The organism is Streptomyces sp. S.PB5 (genome assembly GCF_030403745.1).
Lineage (GTDB): Bacteria > Actinomycetota > Actinomycetes > Streptomycetales > Streptomycetaceae > Streptomyces.
Genome location: NZ_JAQMWP010000009.1, coordinates 473,782 through 495,356, shown reverse-complemented (window position 1 = coordinate 495,356; position 21,575 = coordinate 473,782). Strand labels below are relative to the sequence as shown.

Annotated in this window: 12 protein-coding genes and 1 pseudogene; 3 read left to right on the top strand and 10 right to left on the bottom strand. The window is 71.8% G+C overall.

All coding sequences use genetic code 11. The features are described from left to right. Nucleotides 1-36: 36 nt before the first annotated feature. From PH203_RS25775 to rpsO, 3 genes are all read right to left on the bottom strand, one after another. On the bottom strand, nucleotides 37-1,416 hold the full coding sequence (locus PH203_RS25775; protein WP_289922859.1) for a pitrilysin family protein: 1,380 nt from the start codon (nucleotides 1,414-1,416) through the stop codon (nucleotides 37-39). Continuing rightward, a complete protein-coding gene (locus PH203_RS25770; protein WP_289922858.1) occupies nucleotides 1,413-3,632 on the bottom strand; it encodes a polyribonucleotide nucleotidyltransferase in 2,220 nt (739 codons plus the stop codon). The genes PH203_RS25775 and PH203_RS25770 overlap by 4 nt, the downstream gene beginning before the upstream one ends. Nucleotides 3,633-3,981: 349 nt before the next feature. Continuing rightward, nucleotides 3,982-4,269, bottom strand: a complete 288-nt coding sequence (rpsO, locus tag PH203_RS25765) for a 30S ribosomal protein S15 (protein WP_016432306.1) — start codon at nucleotides 4,267-4,269, stop codon at nucleotides 3,982-3,984. Nucleotides 4,270-4,553: 284 nt separating this feature from the next. On the opposite strand from rpsO, the gene PH203_RS25760 reads away from it, so the two are divergent. Further along, a complete protein-coding gene (locus PH203_RS25760; protein ID WP_289922857.1) occupies nucleotides 4,554-4,841 on the top strand; it encodes a DUF397 domain-containing protein in 288 nt (95 codons plus the stop codon). A 116-nt stretch (nucleotides 4,842-4,957) separates the two neighbouring features. On the opposite strand, the gene PH203_RS25755 is transcribed toward PH203_RS25760, so the two are convergent. Continuing rightward, nucleotides 4,958-6,454 (bottom strand): PQQ-binding-like beta-propeller repeat protein, encoded by a 1,497-nt coding sequence (locus PH203_RS25755; protein WP_289922856.1) that lies wholly within the window; start codon nucleotides 6,452-6,454, stop codon nucleotides 4,958-4,960. A gap of 506 nt (nucleotides 6,455-6,960) precedes the next feature. Here PH203_RS25755 and PH203_RS49700 point away from each other — a divergent pair. Both PH203_RS49700 and PH203_RS25750 read left to right on the top strand, forming a co-directional pair. Beyond that, nucleotides 6,961-7,089: pseudogene (locus PH203_RS49700) on the top strand (SCO5717 family growth-regulating ATPase); the annotation flags it as partial. 918 nt (nucleotides 7,090-8,007) lie between these two features. Continuing rightward, nucleotides 8,008-11,091, top strand: coding sequence for an AAA family ATPase (locus PH203_RS25750; RefSeq protein WP_354671260.1), 3,084 nt, complete (start codon nucleotides 8,008-8,010; stop codon nucleotides 11,089-11,091). Between the two features lie 73 nt (nucleotides 11,092-11,164). Here PH203_RS25750 and PH203_RS25745 read toward each other — a convergent pair whose 3' ends face one another. From PH203_RS25745 to infB, 6 genes are all read right to left on the bottom strand, one after another. After that, on the bottom strand, nucleotides 11,165-12,112 hold the full coding sequence (locus PH203_RS25745; RefSeq protein ID WP_289922854.1) for a bifunctional riboflavin kinase/FAD synthetase: 948 nt from the start codon (nucleotides 12,110-12,112) through the stop codon (nucleotides 11,165-11,167). A 142-nt stretch (nucleotides 12,113-12,254) separates the two neighbouring features. After that, nucleotides 12,255-15,872, bottom strand: coding sequence for a trypsin-like peptidase domain-containing protein (locus tag PH203_RS25740; protein WP_289922883.1), 3,618 nt, complete (start codon nucleotides 15,870-15,872; stop codon nucleotides 12,255-12,257). A 592-nt stretch (nucleotides 15,873-16,464) separates the two neighbouring features. After that, entirely contained in the window at nucleotides 16,465-17,370 is a 906-nt protein-coding gene (truB, locus tag PH203_RS25735) for a tRNA pseudouridine(55) synthase TruB (protein ID WP_289922853.1), read from the bottom strand. Then, nucleotides 17,367-17,813, bottom strand: a complete 447-nt coding sequence (gene rbfA, locus PH203_RS25730) for a 30S ribosome-binding factor RbfA (protein ID WP_289922852.1) — start codon at nucleotides 17,811-17,813, stop codon at nucleotides 17,367-17,369. Before rbfA ends, truB begins: the two co-directional genes overlap by 4 nt. 104 nt (nucleotides 17,814-17,917) lie before the next feature. Next, nucleotides 17,918-18,211, bottom strand: coding sequence for a DUF503 domain-containing protein (locus PH203_RS25725; protein WP_289922851.1), 294 nt, complete (start codon nucleotides 18,209-18,211; stop codon nucleotides 17,918-17,920). A 134-nt stretch (nucleotides 18,212-18,345) separates the two neighbouring features. Next, on the bottom strand, nucleotides 18,346-21,477 hold the full coding sequence (infB, locus tag PH203_RS25720; RefSeq protein ID WP_289922850.1) for a translation initiation factor IF-2: 3,132 nt from the start codon (nucleotides 21,475-21,477) through the stop codon (nucleotides 18,346-18,348). Between the last annotated feature and the right edge of the window lie 98 nt (nucleotides 21,478-21,575).

Sequence of the window (21,575 nt, the reverse complement as noted above, 5' to 3'; positions counted from 1 at the left end):
CCTGAGACCGGCGGGATCCGGCCGGGTCCGGCGGGGTTACGCCACTGCCTCGTGCAGCCGCGACGCCTGCTTGTCCTTGAGCGGGCCGATGACCGACAGCGAGGGCCGCTGCCCCAGGATGTCGCGGGCGACCGCGCGGACGTCGTCCGGGGTGACCGAGGCTATCCGGGTCAGCATGTCGTCGACGGACATCTGCTCGCCCCAGCACAGCTCACTCTTGCCGATGCGGTTCATGAGCGCACCGGTGTCCTCCAGGCCGAGGACGGTGGAACCGCGGAGCTGGCCGATGGCGCGGGCGATCTCGTCGTCGCTCAGGCCGTGCTCGGCGACTTGGTCGAGTTCGTCGCGGCAGATCTTCAGCACGTCGTGGACCTGGGACGGCCGGCAGCCGGCGTACACGCCGAAGAGGCCGCAGTCGGCGAAGCCGGAGGTGTACGAGTACACGCTGTAGGCCAGACCGCGCTTCTCGCGGACCTCCTGGAACAGACGGGAGGACATGCCGCCGCCCAGTGCCGTGTTGAGCACGCCCAGCGCCCAGCGGCGCTCGTCCGTGCGGGCCAGGCCCGGCATACCGAGGACGACATGCGCCTGCTCGGTCTTGCGGCCGAGCAGTTCGACGCGGCCCGAGGTGCGGATCGTACGGCGGCCGTGGCGCGGGGATATGGGGCTCGCCTCGGCGTTCTTGAAGGCGCCCGCCTTCTCGAAGGCCGCGCGGACCTGCCGTACGACCTTGTTGTGGTCGATGTTGCCCGCGGCGGCCACGACCAGGTGGGTCGGGTCGTAGTGCTTCTTGTAGAAGCGGCGGATGCGGTCGGCCGTCAGGGCGTTGACGGTGTCGACCGTGCCGAGGACCGGGCGGCCGAGGGGGTTGTCGCCGAACATGGTGTGCGCGAACAGGTCGTGCACGCAGTCGCCCGGGTCGTCCTCGGTCATGGCGATCTCTTCGAGGATCGCGCCGCGCTCGACGTTGACGTCCTCTTCGAGGATCAGCGAGCCGGTCAGCATGTCGCAGACGACGTCGATGGCGAGCGGGAGGTCGCTGTCGAGCACGCGTGCGTAGTAGCACGTGTACTCCTTCGCCGTGAACGCGTTCATCTCGCCGCCGACGGCGTCGAGCGCCGAGGAGATGTCCAGGGCCGACCTGCGCGTCGTGCCCTTGAAGAGCAGGTGCTCCAGGTAGTGCGTGGCGCCGTTCAGGGACGGCGTCTCGTCGCGGGAGCCGACGTGGGCCCAGATGCCGAAGGTCGCGGAGCGGACCGACGGCAGGGTCTCGGTGACGATGCGCAGGCCGCCCGGGAGGGTGGTCTTGCGGACCGTGCCGATGCCGTTCTCGCCCTTGATCAGGGTTTGGGTACGGGCGACGGCCCGCGCCTCCGAGGAGGTGCGGGCCGTCGCCGTGGAGCTACTCGACGTCACTTGTCGGTGTCGTCCTTCTGGTCGTCAGCCGACTCCTCGCCCTCGATCACGGGGATCAGGGAGAGCTTGCCGCGGGAGTCGATCTCGGCGATCTCGACCTGGACCTTCTGGCCCACGCCGACGACGTCCTCGACGTTCTCCACGCGCTTGCCGCCGGCGAGCTTGCGGATCTGCGAGATGTGCAGCAGACCGTCCTTGCCCGGGAGCAGCGAGACGAACGCGCCGAAGGTGGTGGTCTTGACGACCGTACCCAGGTAGCGCTCGCCGACCTCCGGCATGGTCGGGTTGGCGATGCCGTTGATCGTGGCGCGGGCGGCCTCGGCGGCCGGGCCGTCGGCGGCACCGATGTAGATGGTGCCGTCGTCCTCGATCGTGATCTCGGCGCCGGTGTCCTCCTGGATCTGGTTGATCATCTTGCCCTTGGGGCCGATGACCTCACCGATCTTGTCCACGGGGATCTTGACGGTGATGATCCGCGGGGCGTTCGGGGACATCTCGTCCGGCGTGTCGATCGCTTCCATCATCACGTCGAGGATGTGGAGGCGGGCGTCACGGGCCTGCTTGAGAGCGGCGGCCAGGACGGAGGCGGGAATGCCGTCCAGCTTGGTGTCGAGCTGGAGGGCGGTCACGAACTCCTTCGTGCCGGCGACCTTGAAGTCCATGTCGCCGAAGGCGTCCTCCGCACCGAGGATGTCGGTGAGGGTGACGTAGTGCGTCTCGCCGTCGATCTCCTGGGAGATCAGACCCATGGCGATACCGGCGACGGGGGCCTTCAGCGGCACACCGGCGTTCAGCAGCGACATGGTGGAGGCGCAGACCGAGCCCATGGACGTCGAGCCGTTGGAGCTCAGCGCCTCGGAGACCTGGCGGATCGCGTAGGGGAACTCCTCGCGCGTCGGCAGGACCGGGACCAGGGCGCGCTCGGCGAGAGCGCCGTGGCCGATCTCGCGGCGCTTCGGGGAGCCGACGCGGCCGGTCTCGCCGGTGGAGTACGGCGGGAAGTTGTAGTTGTGCATGTAGCGCTTGCGCGTCACCGGCGACAGGGTGTCCAGCTGCTGCTCCATGCGGAGCATGTTGAGGGTGGTGACGCCCAGGATCTGGGTCTCGCCACGCTCGAACACCGCGGAGCCGTGCACGCGCGGGATGGCCTCGACCTCGGCGGCGAGCGTACGGATGTCCGTGACGCCACGGCCGTCGATGCGCTTCTTCTCCTTGATCACGCGCTCGCGGACGAGCTGCTTGGTCAGGGAGCGGTACGCGGCGGAGATCTCCTTCTCGCGGCCCTCGAACTCCGGCAGGAGCTTCTCGGCGGCGAGCGCCTTGACGCGGTCCAGCTCGGACTCGCGCTCCTGCTTGCCGGCGATGGTCAGCGCGGAGGCGAGCTCCGGGCGGACGGCGGCGGTGAGCGCCTCCAGGACGTCGTCCTGGTAGTCGAGGAAGATCGGGAACTCGCCGGTCGGCTTGGCGGCCTTGGCGGCGAGGTCGGCCTGGGCCTTGCAGAGCACCTTGATGAAGGGCTTCGCGGCTTCCAGACCGGCGGCGACGACCTCCTCGGTCGGCGCCTCGGCGCCGCCCTTGACCAGCTGGATGGTCTTCTCGGTGGCCTCGGCCTCGACCATCATGATCGCGACGTCGCCGTCCTCCAGGGTGCGGCCCGCGACGACCATGTCGAAGACGGCGTCCTCGAGCTCGGAGTGCGTCGGGAAGGCCACCCACTGGCCGTTGATCAGCGCGACGCGGACGCCGCCGATCGGGCCGGAGAAGGGCAGACCGGCCAGCTGGGTGGACGCGGAGGCGGCGTTGATCGCCACGACGTCGTACAGGTGGTCGGGGTTGAGCGCCATGATCGTGGCGACGACCTGGATCTCGTTGCGCAGGCCCTTCTTGAAGGACGGGCGCAGCGGGCGGTCGATGAGGCGGCAGGTGAGGATCGCGTCCTCGGACGGCCGGCCCTCACGGCGGAAGAAGGAACCCGGGATCTTGCCGGCGGCGTACATCCGCTCCTCGACGTCCACCGTGAGGGGGAAGAAGTCGAGCTGGTCCTTGGGGTTCTTGGAGGCGGTGGTGGCCGACAGCACCATGGTGTCGTCGTCCAGGTACGCCACGGCGGAGCCGGCGGCCTGCTTGGCCAGGCGGCCCGTCTCGAAGCGGATGGTGCGGGTGCCGAAGGAGCCGTTGTCGATGACGGCCTCGGCGTAGTGGGTCTCGTTCTCCACTAGCGATTTCTCCGTTACTTTTCGTCTGTTTCGTCTTTTGTCCCGCTCCGCCCGTGTGGCGGGGGGACGTGGCGGAGAAGCGCGCCGTCCGTTGCGGGCCGGTCTTCGATCGAAGCACCCGGGTTCGCAAAGCCCGGGGGCCACTACCGAGGACCGGCGGCGGCGAGGTGCACTTCTCCTCGTGGTACTGCGTGTACTGCGTTGGTACTGCGTTGTGCTACCACACTACAAAGTAGGTGTGACACTCCGCACGTTCCCGCACATACGGCTTGCCTACGGGCTCACTTTCCGTACGTACGGCAAAGGGAGCGGCCCCCGATCGTTTCGGGAACCGCCCCCTTCATGCGTCTTACTTGGCGCCCGCCGCACCACGGCGGATGCCGAGGCGGTCGACCAGCGTACGGAAACGCTGGATGTCCTTCTTCGCCAGGTACTGGAGAAGGCGGCGGCGCTGACCGACCAGGATCAGCAGACCACGACGGGAGTGGTGGTCGTGCTTGTGGGTCTTGAGGTGCTCGGTCAGGTCCGAGATCCGGCGGGACAGCATGGCGACCTGGACCTCGGGGGAGCCGGTGTCGCCCTCCTTCTGGCCGAACTCGGCGATGATCTGCTTCTTCGTAGCGGCGTCGAGCGACACGCGTACTCCTCGTAGTCTTTGAGTGGCCACCGAGTGCCCCCGGTCTTTGTCTCGGGGGAGCTTCCGTTACTCGGGAGGCGGGGATCCGCTGGGCGCGGCCTCCAGGATCCTCTGGGGACTCCGGGGGTGCGTACACAAACGGCCGTCGACCAGGGTACCAGGCAAAGGCGGAGGTGTTCGCCCCGGTTCCCGAAGCACCCCGACGGGGCACAGGGGGCCACTAGGGTGAGCGCCGGATCGTGATCACACGGCATCGCACGACGTCGGGAAGGGGTCGCCGGGACATGGCGGAGACGGCAGACGAGATCAAGGCGCGCAAGGAGCGGGAGCGGGACGAGCTCTACGCCCTGGACATCTCGGGCGTCGAATGGCACAGCGCGCCGGGTACCGAGGAGCACGAGGAGCGGGTCGAGATCGCGTATCTGCCCGAGGGCGCCGTGGCCATGCGGTCCTCGCTGGATCCGGACACCGTGCTGCGGTACACGGAGGCGGAGTGGACGGCGTTCGTGCTGGGGGCGCGGGACGGGGAGTTCGACATCGAGCCGGCGCCGGGGTCGCAAGACGCGGGGTGACGGTGAGGGGCGGTACGCACGCGCGTGCCGTGAGTCGTGGACAAGGGGCGGTACGCGTGCGTGCCGCCCCTCTTCGTTGCCTCCGCCCCAGCGCCTCGGCTCTCGTCGCTGCCGTCTCAGTGCTTCAGCCCGGCGCTCCCGACCGCGAGCGCCATCAGCACCGGGTCGGTCGGGTACTTGTCGTCGGCGGCCAGTTCCCGCTTCCCGAAGAAGACCCGGCCCTTCTCGTAGAGGATGTCCGACTGCTCCGGGTCGCTGAGCTCGCCGTCGTCGTCCTCGGGGAGGGTGAAGAGGAGCAGCGGGGTCTCCTGGTCCGTCGCCGGGTTCCAGCGCACGACGGCGGCCGGAGCGACCGCACCCGCGCCGCGTCGGTAGATCAGGAGGTCGTCGCCGCTCATCCGCAGCGGATGGACCTTCTGGAGCTCACGCCCGTCGAACTTGCCGGTCGTCCTGCCCGTGGCCAGGTCGAACGCCACGATCCAGTCCGACGGCTCACCGGCGGCGATGTTCTCGTCGCTGGTGACGAAGGCCCGGGTGCGTCCGACGACCACGCCGTCGCACGCCTCGTACTCGCCGAAGAACGACAGTCCGAAATATCGCTCGCCGCACTTCGCCTCGTAGCCGTTCAGGGCGATCGTCGTACGGTGTCTGCCCTCGCCGTCGAGCGAGATCAGGTCGGTCACCTCGCTGTCCCCCGCCGCGACGGCGAGCACCGGCGGATCGGACGACGGCAGGTAGACGGTCTGGACACCGCTCGCGACCCTGTACGTCCACCGCGCCTTGCCCGTGCGCGGGTCCAGCTCCTGCACCTGGAAGGTGACGTCCGGCAGTGAGCCGCAGCTGAGCAGGGACAGCAGCGCGCGGCCGCCGGCGAGGGCCTTGTCCTCGCACTTGGAGCCGAGGGTGCTGTTCCAGAGCTGCTTGCCGGACTTCATGTCGTACGCCACCGACCCCTGTCCCCAGGCCACGGCGACCACACCCTTCGTCAGGGTGAGGTTGGTGGTGGTGACGAAGGCGGACCCGGCCCCGGGCATCTTCTTCTGCCACAGCTTCTTGCCGGTGTCGAGGTCGAAGAAGACCACCCGGTCGCAGACGCCCTCCTTCTCCGACCCCGCGGGCTGCGGAGGCTGGACGACGACGGCGGTACGGCCGTCCGCCGTGACGTGTCGGCTGGTGGCGCAGATGTGGCCGTCGAGCTTGCGGGTCCATGCCTTCTCGTCGGCGTCGAGGGCGATGTCGTAGCCCTCGAGGCGGTCGGCGACGCCCTTGACCATGACCTTGTCGGTGGCCCAGGTGCCGGGCGCGTAGCGCGGTTTGGCGTCGTTGGTCTTGGCGAGGTTCCCCTCGTCGTGCTCGATCATCAGCAGGCCCTCGGGCGAGACGGGGGCCCGCTCGGTCGTCTCCCTGATGTCGTCCGGGCTCTGGACGAGGGACTGCTCGGCGTCGGCGGGAGCGCTGTCGCCCCCGGACGCGAGCAGCCACCCGCCTCCGCCCAGCGCGACCGCCGCGATGACCGCCACGGCACCCAGCAGTTTCGTACGGCGACGCCTGCGGGCGGTGTCGGCCGCGAGTGCGGATTGGGTGTAGATCGAGGGAGGCGGGCCGAAGCTCACGCGAAGGAATCCCTTCTGCTTCTGTCAGGAAAGATGACCGGATCGGGTTCGCGTTTCGATGATCGAATCGGCCCCACTATCCCGGTCGGCCGGTGCCGGGCGGGGGTGGGGGTCGGGCCGGGGTGGGCCGCCGCGTGCCCCAACGGCCTTGCGGGGCACGGGGCTTCGGAGATCCGCGCGGCTGTTTCCCTCACCTTCCGTTTGTGTTCGGCGTGTTCACGAACATCGCCCTCTTTCGTCACGAATGCGAAAGCTGTGTACGCCACTTCTGGGCAGGTTGTGACGCAGCGGACGTGCGCTCGGGGGTGGACGGGCCTGCCGGGGTGGGGCTTGTGGTGATTAGGCTGGTACCTGGCGCGACGCCAGACCCGTGGACCGGGCGTCGGCGTCCGAGGGGGAGAGCCGGTGGATCGGACGACCTCGCACGACTTCGAACGACTAGAAGACGACAAGAGAAGGTCGCCCCTAGCACGGTATGAGGGTGCTCGACCACACCAGGAGGAATTGTGAGCAGCGATCGGGACGGGATCCGCGGGGGCTGGGCCACACCCGGCGATGACCAGCCCGACGCCGAGTCCGCCAGCGAGATGACGGGCGAGTTCACCATCGACTACGCACCGCCCGCCTGGTACACGCAGAACGCGTCGGCGGGCTCGGGCGACGGGGCGAAGGCGGGGGGTCCGACGGGCTCGACCGGATCACCGGACGCTTCCGCTCCTTCCGGCACTTCCGGCACTTCCGGCCCTTCTGGTACGGCGGGTTCGGGCGCGGCCGGTGCGCCGGGTTCCGGTGTCTCCGGTACGCCCGCTGCCTCGCCGTCCGCCGCGGACTGGTCCTCTTCCTCGCTGCCCGGGCTGACGCCTCCGGCGCATTCGCGTCCGCAAGGTTCCACCACAGGGCCTGGGGCGCCGTTCACGCCGCCGGCTCCTGGTCCGGGGGCTCCTTTCACTCCTCCCGCGCCTGGTCCGGGGGCGCCGTTCACTCCTCCTGCAGCTGGTCCCGGGGCGCCTTTCACTCCTCCTGCGGCCGGCCCGGGAGCACCGTTCACGCCTCCCGCGCCGCCTGCAGCCGGGCCGGGGGCTGCGTTCACGCCTCCGGCGCCGAGTCCCGGGGCGCCCTTCCAGCCGCCTGCGTCGGCGCCCGCGCCGTCGGGTGAGGGGGCGGGGGCTGTGCCCAGGCTTCCGGTGGGGAGCGGGTTCGAGCCGCAGCCGCCGCAGCAGCAGAACGCGCAGCCACCGCAGGCAGAGGTGCCGCCGCGGGCCCAGGTGCCGGCTCCTGCGCCGGCCGCGGATGCCGCGTCGCCGACGGCCGTGCCGAACGTTCCGGGCTTCCAGTCCCAGTGGGGCGCGCCGGCTGCGCCGCCCGCGTCGTCGCCGTCGAGCTTCACGCTGCCTGCGCCCGCGAACCCGCCCGCCGCGACGGACCCCGGTTCCGTCCCTGCGGCGCCCACGAGCTTCACCCTGCCCGCGCCCGCGGCCCCGCCGGCTCCTGCGGCAGCCGAGTCCGAGTCCGAGTCGGAGTCCGAAAACGGTGACCTGGAGAGCGGCGCCACCATGCGGTTCTCCCCGGTCGCCCTGAAGCGGGAGATCGCGGAGCGCACCGCTGAGGCGGAGGCCGAGGCCGAATCGCCGTCGGTGGAGGAGGGCGGAGCGGTCATCGACTCCGACGCCGCCGGATCCGCCGAGGGTGCCGTGGTCGTGCCGGAGGCAGCTGCCGAAGAGGCCACTGCGGTCGAGGAGGACGCCGCGGTCGCCGACTCGGTGAACGACTCCGTCACCGACGACGAGGACGTCCCGGAGACGGTCGGTACGGGCGCCGACGACGAAGACGTCCCGGACGTGGTGGAGACGGACGTCGAGGCGCTCGCTGGTACCGCCGAGGAGGCTCCTGAGGCTCCGGCGGAGAGCGCCCCGTCGGTCCAGGACGCCGACAGCGACGACTCGGCGCTCTCGGCGGCCGAGCCGGAGGACACCGCTTCCGACGAGGAGACCGAGCCGGAGGGGGCGGCGCTTCAGGACGCCGGTTCCGGGGATGCGGCTCCTGTGGATGCCGGTTCTGTCGATGCCGGTTCCGTGGATGTCGGTTCTGTCGATGCGAGTGCCGCGGGCACCGAGCCGACGGACACCGAGTCGACGGACGCTACAGCGTCGGACGCGGAGGCCTCGGACGCGGAGGCCTCGGACGCCGAGCCCGTGGACGCGGTACCCGTCGGCACGGAACCGGCAGACGCCGTCCCGGCAGACGCCGAGCCGACCGACGCCGTACCCGCTGACGCGGCCCCCACCGACGCCGAGCCGGCGGACGCCGTACCCGCTGACGCCACCCCCGAGGACAGCGTCCCCCAGGACGCCGTTCCCCAGGACGCACCGCCCGCCTGGGCTCCCCCGCCGGCGCCGCAGGGTGGGATGCCGCCGTTGCCGCCGTCGTACCAGCCCGCCGCGCCCGCGCCCGCGGCGCAGTGGCCGGCGCAGCAGCCGGGCCCGGGGGCGGCCGTGCCGCAGCCCGCGGCCGCGCAGGCCGAGCCCCCCGTACCGCAGCAGCAGCCGCCGTTCCAGCCGCAGGCACCGCAACCCGCGCCCGCCGCCTGGAACCCGCCGGCCATGCCCCCGACCGCACCCCAGCCCGGCACCCCGGCCCCGGCAGCCCAACAGCCGCCCGCCGCACCGAACGCCCAGGGCGGATACGGCTTCCCCCAGCAGGGTGCAGCCCAGCCCACCCCTGGAACCGCACAGCCCCCGGCGCCCGACGCCCAGGCCGGCTACGGCTTCCCGCACCCCGGCGCGGCCCAGCCCGCCCCCACCCCGGGAATCCCGCACCCCCCGGCCCCCAACGCCCAAGGCGGATACGGCTTCCCCAACCCGGGCACGCCTGGCGCCCCGAACGGCCAGCCGGCCCCCGCCCCCGAGGCCCCTCAGCCTGCGAACGCCCAGGGCGGTTACGGCTTCCCGCAGCAGGGCACGGCTCAGCCGCAGCCCCCGGTTCCCAACCCGCAGGGCGGATACGGCTTCCCGCAACAGGGCGCAGCAGCCCAGCCGCAGCCCCCGGCCCCTGACCCGCAGGGCGGATACGGCTTCCCGCAGCCCGGCGCTCAGGCCCCCGTACCCGGCGCTCCGGGCGGCAACGGCACCCCCGCCGCCCAGCCGGCCCCCGCGCCCGGCTACGGCTTCCCGCACCCGGCCGCCCCCAACGCCCCGCAGGCGCCCGCCCCCGGCGGTTACGGCTTCCCCCAGCAGCCCCAGCCCGGGGCACCGCAGGCCCAGCCCGACGGTCAGCCCCCGGCGGCCGCCCCGCAGGGATTCGCGCCGCAAGCCCCTCAGGCGCCCCAGCCTCCCATCGACCCCCGCACCGGTGCCGCCTGGCCGCAGCCCATCCAGCACGACCAGCGGCAGATGACCAACCCCGGTGCCGCGCCGCTCGGTTACACCGCTGCCGTGGAGCTGTCGTCGGACCGGCTGCTGAACAACAAGAAGCAGAAGGCGAAGAGCGGACGGCCGGCGGCGCAGCAGTCCCGTTTCAAGATCGGCGGGAAGAAGGAAGAGGCCGAGCGGCAGCGGAAGTTGGAGCTGATCCGGACGCCCGTGCTGTCGTGCTACCGGATCGCGGTCATCAGCCTCAAGGGCGGTGTCGGCAAGACGACCACGACGACCGCGCTCGGCTCGACCCTGGCCACGGAGCGGCAGGACAAGATCCTCGCGATCGACGCCAACCCCGACGCCGGTACGCTCGGGCGGCGCGTGCGTCGGGAGACCGGGGCCACGATCCGTGACCTCGTCCAGGCGATCCCGTACCTCAACTCGTACATGGACATCCGCCGGTTCACGTCCCAGGCGCCGTCCGGGCTCGAGATCATCGCGAACGACGTCGACCCGGCCGTGTCCACGACCTTCAACGACGAGGACTACCGGCGCGCCATCGACGTGCTGGGCAAGCAGTATCCGGTCATCCTGACCGACTCCGGTACCGGGCTGCTGTACTCCGCGATGCGCGGTGTGCTCGACCTCGCCGACCAGCTCATCATCATCTCCACCCCATCCGTCGACGGTGCCTCCAGCGCCAGTACGACGCTGGACTGGCTGTCCGCGCACGGGTACGCCGATCTCGTCTCGCGGTCCATCACCGTCATCTCCGGTGTCCGCGAGACCGGCAAGATGATCAAGGTGGAGGACATCGTCAGCCACTTCGAGACGCGTTGCCGGGGTGTGGTCGTCGTCCCGTTCGACGAGCATCTCGCCGCCGGTGCCGAGGTCGACCTCGACATGATGCGGCCGAAGGTGCGGGAGTCGTACTTCAACCTCGCCGCGATGGTCGCCGAGGACTTCGTACGGCACCAGCAGATGCACGGCCTGTGGACCAGCGACGGCAACCCGCCCCCGGTGGCGGCCCCGCCGATGCCCGGTCAGCAGATGCCGGGGCAGCAGGTGCCCGGCCAGCCCGTCCCCGGGCAGCCGTACCCGCAGCAGGGCTACCCCCAGCAGCAGCCCCCGCCGCAGCCCGGCCAGCCGTACGCCCCTCAGCCGGGTCAGCAGCCGTACCCGCCGCAGCAGGGACAGCCGTATCCGCCGCAGCAGGGTCACCCCCAGCAGCACCCTCAGCAGCCCGGGCAGCCCTACCCGCCCGCGGCTCCCCCGCAGCAGTAGCCCGTACGACCGAAGGGCGGCCGGTGCCCATCAGCACCGGCCGCCCTTCGGCGTCGTGAGGGAGGAGCAGCGGCTACCGGGCCGCCGCCACCAGTTCCCGGCACCGCTTGACGTCCTCCGCGATCTGCACCAGAAGGGCCTCCAGCGACTCGAACTTCGCCTGGCCGCGGACGAAGGCGAGGAAGTCGACGGCCACGTGCAGGCCGTAGAGGTCCAGGCCCACGCGGTCGATGGCGTACGCCTCCACCGTGCGCTCGGTGCCGTCGAACTGCGGGTTCGTGCCGACGGAGATCGCGGCCGGCATGGCCTCGCCCTGGACGTGGAGCCAGCCGGCGTAGACGCCGTCGGCGGGGATGGCGGTGTGCGGGAGGGTCTCGACGTTGGCCGTCGGGAAGCCCATCTCGCGGCCGCGCTGGGCGCCGCGGACGACCACGCCCTCCACCCGGTGCGGACGGCCCAGGATCTCTCCGGCACCCTCCAGGTCGCCCTCGGCCACCAGACGGCGGGTGAGGGTCGAGGAGAACGGCTCGCCGCCGCCCGCCGCCCCCGACACGAACAGGTCGACGACCTCGACCTCGAAGTCGTAGGTCTTGCCCTGCTCGGCGAGGAACTCCACGTTGCCCGCGGCCTTGTGGCCGAAGCGGAAGTTGGGGCCCTCGACGACCGCCTTGGCGTGCAGTTTGTCGACGAGGACCTTGACGACGAACTCGGCGGGAGAGAGTTTCGAGAACTCCGTCGTGAAGGGGAGGATCAGGACCGCGTCCACGCCCAGTTCGGCCATGAGTTCGGCGCGGCGGTGGTGCGGGGCCAGCAGCGGGGGGTGACTGCCGGGGCGGACGACCTCGCTGGGGTGCGGGTCGAAGGTGACGACGACCGAGGGAACGCCCAGCTCACGGGCGCGTTCCACGGCATGCCGGATGATCAGCTGGTGTCCGCGGTGGACTCCGTCGTAGGAGCCGATGGTGACGACGCTGCGTCCCCAGTCCTCGGGGATGTCCTCCAAGCCACGCCAGCGCTGCACTGTGACCGCTCCTCGTCGAACCTGTGTCCGTATATACGGCTGACCTCTTACGCAGGTCTAAGGGTGCCATGCCGCGTCCCTCCGGCCCGCATCGGCATGGGGGCTGTGACCCGGCCCACGTACGGGTGACGCCGTCGAGCGGCTATGCGGGGACCCGCACACCCGCCAGGTTCTCGATCATCCGGCGCGTGCTCGGACCGACGACCGCCGCCCACTCCTGCGGAGCGTCCGTCAGCCAGCCCGCCACCTGCGCGGCGAAGCCCTGCACCTGACGGCCCAGATCGACGAGCGAGCGGTCGAAACGGGCCGCGCCGTCCGGAGTGCGCACGAGGAGGAGACCGGTGCGGTGGACGAGGTCGCGCAGACCTTCGTCGGGGTGGCGGGCGGCGGCGTGGAGCAGCGCGTCGAGGACGACCGGCGCATGCTCGTGCCTCAGCAGGAATTCGAGCAGTTCTCGACGCAACGGGCGGGAGTCCGGGGTGCCGGGGGCGGTGAGTACGGCGGCCAGGGCAACCCGTACCTCCTCGGGCGCACCGTCCAGGAGGCCCGTCACCAGCGGGAAGAGCACCGAGCGCGCCCCCGGCCCCTGGTCGAGGCGCCGGTCGACGTACGCGGCCACGTCCGCCGCGGTCTCCGGACGCTGCTCCACCGCCTCCCGCACGAGTACGGCGATCCGCCGGGCCGGTGTGGGTGTCGTGACGTCGGCGAGCGTGCGCAGCGCCTCTCCGGCGCCGGGGCGGCGCAACCGTGCTCGGAACGCGTCGAGGACCGGCTCCGGGTGCGTGGCCAGGGCCGCGACCAGCGCGCTCGGCGGGAACTGCGGGTCGCCCGCCATGAAGTGGCCCAGCGCCTGCGGGAGATGGCGGGCCCGCGTGTGGGGATCGCGGACGAGGAGGGCGAGCGCGCCGCCGTGCAGGGTGCAGTCGGCGGGGCGGGCGAGAAGCGTGAGGGCGGCATAACGGAGGAGTTCGCGATCGGCCTCCGTGGTCACGTGCGGGGCCGCGCGCAGGCCGTACGCCACGGCGGCCACCCTGCGGTCCGGCCGTTCGTCGTGCGCCCAGCGGTCCACCGCCCGGCACACCGCGGACGGCTCGTCCTCCGCGAGCACGGCCAGCAGTTCGTCGGCCCGGCGGTGCGCACAGTCGACCAGCACCTCGGTCAGGTCGTCGAGCGCCAGCTGACGGTGGGTGTGCAGCAGCGCCTGCGCGGCCCTGGCGACCGTCGCGTGCGGGGTGGCGGGGAGCGGGCGCTCGTCGTCGAACCAGCGGGTGAGGTGAGGTTGTACGGCGGTGGGATCGGCGGCGAGGAGCCGGGAGGCGGCGTCCAGGAAACGGGGGGCGGTGTCGTGTGCGGGGCCGTCGGCGAGGACCAGACGGCGGAAGAGGTCGAGGAGGGACACGGAAGGCAGGGGGAGGGCCAGCCAGAAGTCGGGGGTGAACTCGGTGGAGAGGGGGCGGGGTCGGGTGGGGTCTTGGGGGTGGTTCTGGGGTTGGGGTTGAGGTCGGAGGTGGCTTTGGGGTTGGGGGGCTGTGGGGTCCTGGGGCCGGGGCGTGGCGGGGTACTGGGTCCGTTCCCGGCGGCGCCAGTCCGCCACCCGGTCCGCCAGCAGGCGCAGCACGCCCGTGTACGGCGTCGCGTCCGGTACCCGGCGCAGGGACTCGGTCAGCAGGCGGGCCGCCCACCAGGAGTCCGGGTCGGCGTCCAGGGCCTGGATCAGCTCCTCCAGGCGGAGGGCCAGTCGGGGGGTGCCGTGCTGGCGGGCCAGGAGGAGCAGGGACTGGATGACCGGGCCGATGCGGTGGTGCGGCACCGGCAAGGGGTGCGGGGTACGACGGTGGACCAGGGCGCGCAACGCCTCGTCCAGGTCCAGGTGCATGCCCTGGATCCAGTCGGCGAGCTCCTCGTGGGCGAAGCGGTAGCCGTTGCCGGCAGGGACGAGGAGGCCTTCGGTGAGGACGGCGGACGCCCAGCCGGTGCCGCCGCCGAGCCGTGCGGGGGCCTGGCCCCAGGGGAACACCGCCTCGAAGGACTCCCGGTCCAGCTCGCCCTGGCCCGGGCCGAGGCTGCGGCGAGCCGCCTCGTGGACCTGCCCGGAGACCTTGGCCGCGAGGCGGCGTACGGCCGTGCCGCGGAGACCGTTCTCGGCGGCGAGGCGGACGGCGATGCGGAGGCACATCAGGTCCAGGTGGGCGGCGAAGACGTCGTGGCGGTCGATGCGGGGGCCGGGGGCGCCGATGTCGGTGCCGGTGTCGGGGAGGGCGGCTCGGACCTCGGAGAGGAGGCGGAGGGTGAGGGGGTGGCCTGCGTCGGTGGCGGTGAGGGTGTGTTCGGGGATGCGGTAGCGGGCGCGGGCCTCGCGGGCCTCGTCGTCGTACAGGTCTCCCAGGTGTACGCAGAGGGGAGTCTCGCCCCCGCCGCCCCTGCCCGTCCCGTCCTCCAGGGGCTGCCGCCCCTTCGACCCCGCACCCCTGGGGGCTGCGCCCCCAGACCCCCCTTCGGCCTGAACGGCCTCGTCCTCGAACTCCCCCGGAGGGGGCACCCCCGGACGGGCTGAAAGACCCGAACCTGAGAATCCCGCCCGTTCCCAGTACTCCGCCCTGCACGCCACCACCAGCCGCGCCCCCGTCTCCCCGAGCCACCTCGCCGTCCCCTCCGTCCACTCGGCCACGCGGTGGGCCAGGACGGGCGGCATCTCCTCGGGGCCGTCGAGGAGGAGCAGAAGGGGGCGGCCCGCGGCGTGCGCGAGTCGGGAAAGCCGCTCGGGGGTGACGTCTCCCAGGTCGGCGACGTACACCGACCGCGACGCCGCCACGATCCTCGCCGCCCTCGCCAGCGCCCGGCGTGCCGCGTCCGCGACGGAGGTGTCCTCGTCCTTCAGATCGGCTCCGCGCAGCCACAGAGTGGGGGCGGGGCGTGCACCCCGGTTGCGGCGGGCGGCGAGGGATGCAAGTTCGGTCGTACGGCCGCTGCCTGGCGGGCCGACGAGCGCGAGGACGGACGCCGCGCCCTGGGTGAAGGCCTCGAACTCCGCTGTCGTGGCGGCCCGTTCGACCGGTTCGACCGGGCCGAAGGCACCGGCGGGGGCCTTCCCCACGTAACCCGCCAGCGCTCCCGGCGGACCGTCCTGGCCCACCGAGGTGGCGGTCAGCTCCAGTACCCCCGCGAGGTTGAGGTCGACGCCGTACGCCGGCACGGTCGCCGCGTTCTCGGCGAGGAGGTCGGCGAGCGGGCCGTCCGGGGCCGGGAGCAGAGGGACGGCGTACCCGGCGTCGCGGCGGCCGCTCTGCAGCGCGGTGCCGAGGACGCCGAGGACCGCGCCGGTCGCGGCGTCGAGGACCGGTCCCCCGGCCGCCCCGCCGCCGAGCCGCAGCGCGTCCTGTCCGGCCGTGCCGATCGCCAACTCCAGTGCGCCGTCGAGAAGATGGAAACGGTCCGTCGCCGTGTACGTCACGGAGGCCGTGTCGAGCAACCGCGCCTCGCGCCAGCCCCCGGCGGCGATCCGCACATAGGCGCCGGTCTCGATCCGCTCCCGCACGGTCACCGGAAGCGGGTCGACGCCGAGCCCCTCCGTGCGTACGAAGGCCAGGTTCAGCTCGGGCAGCGCGGTCACCGCGTCGGCGGTCACCACGCAGTGACGGTCCTCGGCGGCGTACAGCAGGAGCCTCGGCAGCCCGTCGACCGCCTCGTGGCTGGTGATCACGGTGCCGTGGTGATCGGCGACGAATCCGGTGCCACGGGGTCGTCCGGCGAGGTCGTGGATGCGGACGAGGGCTTCATCGGGTGCACGTCCGAGAGCACCAGCGCCAGGCCCTGAACCGGAACCCGCGGGCCCCTTGCCGGAAGCCTCAGCCCACTCGTCCGCCCGCGACTCCCCGAAACGCTCCCCCACACCGGAAACCCCGGACCACCGCCCCGCACCCCAAGCCGCCGCTCGCCCCTCGGCGCCGGAAGTCGTGGTGTGTGCGCTCGTCGCGGAGCCGGCGGAACGCCCGCCCCCGCCGGGCACACCGGAGCGCCCGCCCATGTCGGAAGCCGTCGTGTCCTCACCCGCGCGTCGGCGGTCGCCCGCAGCGCGCGGGCCACGTCCCGCCATCGTCGAACCTCCCCGCCGTGCCCGTGTCCATGGGCCCGTGTTCGACGTTAGGCATGGGTTGATCGGCGGGACAGATCGCGCGGTGAACGCGCCCCCTTCCGCTCCCCCGGTTCACTCCGAGCGCCTGCCCGGTCGGGTGAATGGGCGGGGAACGTTGGATACACCCTAGGGGTGGGGGAACCGAGGGGGGACCGTGGAGCGGCGGAGTACTCCGTGACCGCCGCTCCACGGGCGGAACCTTGCGACAAGCACCTCAGCCTCAGCCGAAGACTGCCAGGCTCTTCGCCTTGCCCTTCTCTTCCTCGACCAGCGCGAGGAAACGGCCCTCCGGGTCGAAGACGGCCACGGCTCCGCGGCCCGCGTACTCGTCGGGCATCTCCAGACGTACGCCGTTGGTGAGCAGCCGGGCCCGCTTGGCGTCCACGTTCCAGCGCGGGAACGCGGCCGTGGCGGCCTCGGCGATCGGCATGACCGTCAGGTCCTTCTGCAGATCGTCCAGGGTCTTGGCGGAGTCCAGCTTGTACGGGCCCACGCGGGTGCGGCGCAGGGCGGTCAGATGGCCGCCCACTCCCAGGTCCGCGCCCAGGTCGCGGGCGAGCGCCCGGATGTACGTGCCCGACGAGCAGACCACCGAGACGACCAGGTCCAGGACCGGCGTGCCGTCCTCGGCGACCGCGTCCCGGACGTCGTACACCGCGAACGACGAGATCTTCACCGGGCGGGCCGGGATCTCGAACTCCTCGCCCTCGCGCGCCCGCTTGTAGGAGCGCACGCCGTCGATCTTGATGGCGCTGACCTTGGACGGCACCTGCATGATGTCGCCGGTCAGCTTGGCGATCCCGGCGTCGACGGCCTCTCGGGTGACCTTCGAGGCGTCTGCCGACCCCGTGATCTCGCCCTCCGCGTCGTCGGTCAGGGTCGTCTGGCCCAGGCGGATGGTGCCCAGGTACTCCTTCTCCGTGAGGGCGAGATGCCCAAGGAGCTTGGTGGCCTTCTCGACGCCGAGGACGAGCACGCCCGTCGCCATGGGGTCGAGGGTGCCGGCGTGGCCGACGCGGCGGGTCTTGGCGATCCCGCGCATCTTGGCGACCACGTCGTGCGAAGTGAAGCCCGACGGCTTGTCGACGATGACAAGCCCGTCGGGCGTCCGGTTCTTCTGGGTCATTCGGCGGAGTCGTCCTCGTCCTCGCCCGGCTTCTTGTACGGGTCGGCTTCACCGGCGTAGGTGGCGCCGGCCGAGACCTCGCGCACCTTCTCGTCGGACTGCCGCGCCTTGTCGAGGAGGTCCTCGATGGTCCGGGCGGTGTCCGGGAGGGCGTCCGCCACGAAGGTGAGGGTGGGGGTGAACTTCACGCCCGCCGCCGCACCGACCGCGGAGCGGAGCACGCCCTTGGCGCTCTCCAGACCGGCGGCCGCGGCCGCGCGCTCCTCGTCGTCCCCGTACACCGTGTAGAAGACGGTCGCCTCCCGGAGGTCACCCGTGACCCGGGTGTCCGTGATGGTGACGTGCGAGCCGAGCCGCGGGTCCTTGATCCCGCGCTGCAGCTTCTGGGCCACCACCTCCCGGATGAGGTCCGCCAGCCTCTTCGCCCGCGCGTTGTCGGCCACTGGTCCGTCTCCTTAAATGTCTTGCCTCTTGCCAAGACGTCGTCGTGCCAAGACGTCGTTCTCAGACGTCGTGCTGAGACTTCGTCGCTTCGGTCTTCGTCGCTTCAGTCTTCGTCGCTGTGGAGTCTGCGTCGAACCGAGAGCAGTTCCACCTCGGGCCGTCCGGCGACCAGCCGCTCACAGCGGTCCAGTACGTCGGAGAGGTGTCCCGTGTCCCCGGAGACCATCGCCAGCCCGATCTCGGCCCTGCGATGGAGGTCCTGATTGCCCGTCTCCGCCACGCTCACCGCGTACTTGCGCTGGAGCTCGGCCACGATCGGACGGACGAGAGAGCGTTTCTCCTTCAGCGAGTGAACGTCGCCGAGGAGCAGATCGAAGGACAGAGTCCCCACATACATGTGTGTGTCCGGATGTCCCGCCGGTTCGGGGTATGGGCGCCACGCTTCGACGCCGATACAGGAACCGTACACGCAACGGCCGGGGCCGATCGACGGAAATAACTTCCGCCGACCGGCCCCAGTCGCGTGTCAGGTCACGCGCGCGGCTTCTCGCGCATCTCGTACGTCGCGATGACGTCGTCGACCTTGATGTCGTTGAAGTTTCCGAGGTTGATACCACCCTCGTAGCCTTCGCGGATCTCGGTGACGTCGTCCTTGAAGCGACGCAGACCCTCGATGTTGAGGTTCTCCGCGATGACCTTGCCATCGCGGACGAGGCGCGCCTTGGTGTTGCGCTTGACCTCGCCGGAGCGGATGAGGACACCCGCGATGTTGCCCAGCTTGGACGACTTGAAGACCTCGCGGATCTCCGCCGTACCGAGCTCGACCTCTTCGTACTCCGGCTTGAGCATGCCCTTGAGGGCCGCCTCGATCTCCTCGATCGCCTGGTAGATGACCGAGTAGTACCGGACGTCCACACCCTCGCGCTCGGCCATCTGCGCGGCACGGCCGGCCGCACGGACGTTGAAGCCGATCACGATGGCGTCCGAGCCCATCGCCAGGTCGATGTCCGACTCCGTGACCGCACCGACGCCGCGGTGCAGGACGCGGATGTCGACCTCTTCGCCGACGTCCAGCTGGAGCAGGGAGGACTCGAGCGCCTCGACGGAACCAGAAGCGTCACCCTTGATGATGAGGTTGAGCTGCTGGACCTCGCCGGCCTTGAGCACCTTGTCCAGGTCTTCGAGGGAGACGCGGCGCGTGCGCTTGGCGAAGGCCGCGTTGCGCTCACGGGCGGCGCGCTTCTCCGCGATCTGACGGGCCGTACGGTCCTCGTCCACCACGATGAAGTTGTCGCCCGCACCCGGGACGTTGGTCAGACCCAGCACCTGGACCGGCGTGGACGGACCCGCCTCGGCGACGTTGTTGCCGTTGTCGTCGAGCATGGCGCGCACACGGCCGTAGGCGTCGCCCACGACCATCGTGTCGCCGACCCGCAGGGTGCCTCGCTGGACGAGGACCGTCGCCACGGCACCACGGCCGCGGTCGAGACGGGACTCGATGGAAATACCCTGCGCGTCCTGGTTCGGGTTGGCCCGCAGGTCGAGCGAGGCGTCCGCGGTCAGGATGACCGCTTCCAGCAGGGAGTCGATGTGCAGACCCTGCTTGGCGGAGATGTCGACGAACATGGTGTCGCCGCCGTACTCCTCGGCCACCAGGCCGTACTCGGTCAGCTGACCGCGCACCTTGGTCGGGTCCGCGCCCTCGACGTCGATCTTGTTGACCGCGACGACGATCGGGACGTCGGCCGCCTTGGCGTGGTTGAGCGCCTCGACCGTCTGCGGCATGACGCCGTCGTTGGCCGCGACGACGAGGATCGCGATGTCCGTCGACCGGGCACCACGGGCACGCATGGCGGTGAACGCCTCGTGACCCGGGGTGTCGATGAACGTGATCTTGCGCTCTTCGTCGTTGACCTCGGTCGCGACCTGGTAGGCACCGATGTGCTGGGTGATGCCGCCGGCCTCGCCCGCGATGACGTTCGTCTTGCGGATGGCGTCGAGCAGTCGGGTCTTACCGTGGTCGACGTGACCCATGACGGTGACGACCGGCGGGCGGACGACCAGGTCGTCCTCGTCGCCCTCGTCCTCGCCGAACTCCAGGTCGAAGGACTCGAGCAGCTCGCGGTCCTCCTCCTCGGGGCTGACGATCTGAACCGTGTAGTTCATCTCGCCGGCGAGGAGCTGCAGCGTCTCGTCGGAGACGGACTGCGTGGCCGTGACCATCTCGCCGAGGTTCATCATGACCGCGACGAGCGACGCCGGGTTGGCGTTGATCTTCTCCGCGAAGTCGGTGAGGGAGGCACCGCGCGACAGGCGAATGGACTCGCCGTTGCCGCGAGGCAGCATCACACCGCCGACCGACGGGGCCTGCATGGCCTCGTACTCCTGGCGCCTCTGCCGCTTCGACTTGCGACCGCGACGCGCGGGACCGCCGGGACGACCGAAGGCGCCCTGCGTGCCACCACGGCCACCGGGACCGCCGGGACGACCGCCGAAGCCGGGACGGCCACCGCCGCCGGCACCGGCACCCGGACCACCGGGACGACCGGCGAAGCCGCCGCCACCGCCACCGGGACCACCGGGACGACCGGCGAAGCCGCCGCCACCGCCGCCACCCGGACGACCGGCGAAGCCGCCGCCACCCGGACGACCGCCGCCGCCACCGCCGGGACGACCGCCGCCACCGGGACCACGGCCACCGGGGCCACCGCCGCCGGGACGCGGGCCGGCAGCAGGACGCTGCGGCATCATGCCCGGGTTCGGACGCGGACCGCCGGGGCCGCCACCGGGACGGGGACCGCCGCCCTGCGGACGAGGCATGCCGCCGGGGGTCGGACGAGCGCCGCCCGGAGCCTGCGGACGGGGACCGCCGGCAGCACCCTGGGGACGCGGACCGCCCTGACCCTGACCCTGCGGACGCGGGGCGCCGCCGGGAGCGCCACCGGGGCCACCCTGGCCGCCGGGACGCGGGGCACCGCCCGGACGGGGCGCCTGCGGGCGCGCCATGCCGGTGGAGCCACCAGAGGTGAAGGGGTTGTTGCCCGGACGGGGACCGGCCGGACGGGCACCGGGACGCGGCGCCTGGCCACCCGGACGCGGGGCGCCGGGCCGGTCACCGCGGTCACCACGACCCTGACCGCCCTGACCGGGAGCACCGGCAGGTCGGGGGGCACCCGGACGCGGGGCCTGCTGGCCGGCCGGACGCGGGGCGCCCGGACGCGGGCCGGAGCCCTGGGCGGGCGCGGCGGGAGCCGCCGGCGGTGCCGTGAACTCGGGCGTGGTCGGAGCCGGGGACGCCGGCGCGGGGCGCGGCGCGGGCTTCGGGCCCGGGGTGGGACGGGGGCCGGGAGTGACCGGCGCGGCGGGAGCCGCGGGCGTCTCGGCTGCGGCCGGCTTGGGGGCCGGCGGGCGCGGGGCGGCCGGACGGGCAGCCTGCGCCGGAGAGGGGGCGCCCGGCTTGGCCGGGGCAGCCTTACGTGCGGGGGCGGGCTTGCCGCCTCCGTTGCCCTGCTGGAGGGCGTCCGTCAGCTTACGGACGACGGGCGCTTCGATGGTCGAAGACGCCGAACGGACGAATTCACCGAGTTCTTGGAGCTTGGCCATGACGACCTTGCTCTCCACGCCGAACTCCTTGGCGAGTTCGTATACCCGGACCTTAGCCACTTCGCTCCTTTTAGGTCCGGGTTGCGTCCGGACCGTCGCTACTTCATGGGCGTACTCATCGCGTGCTCATCGAGTGCTCATCGCAATCTCGACCTACT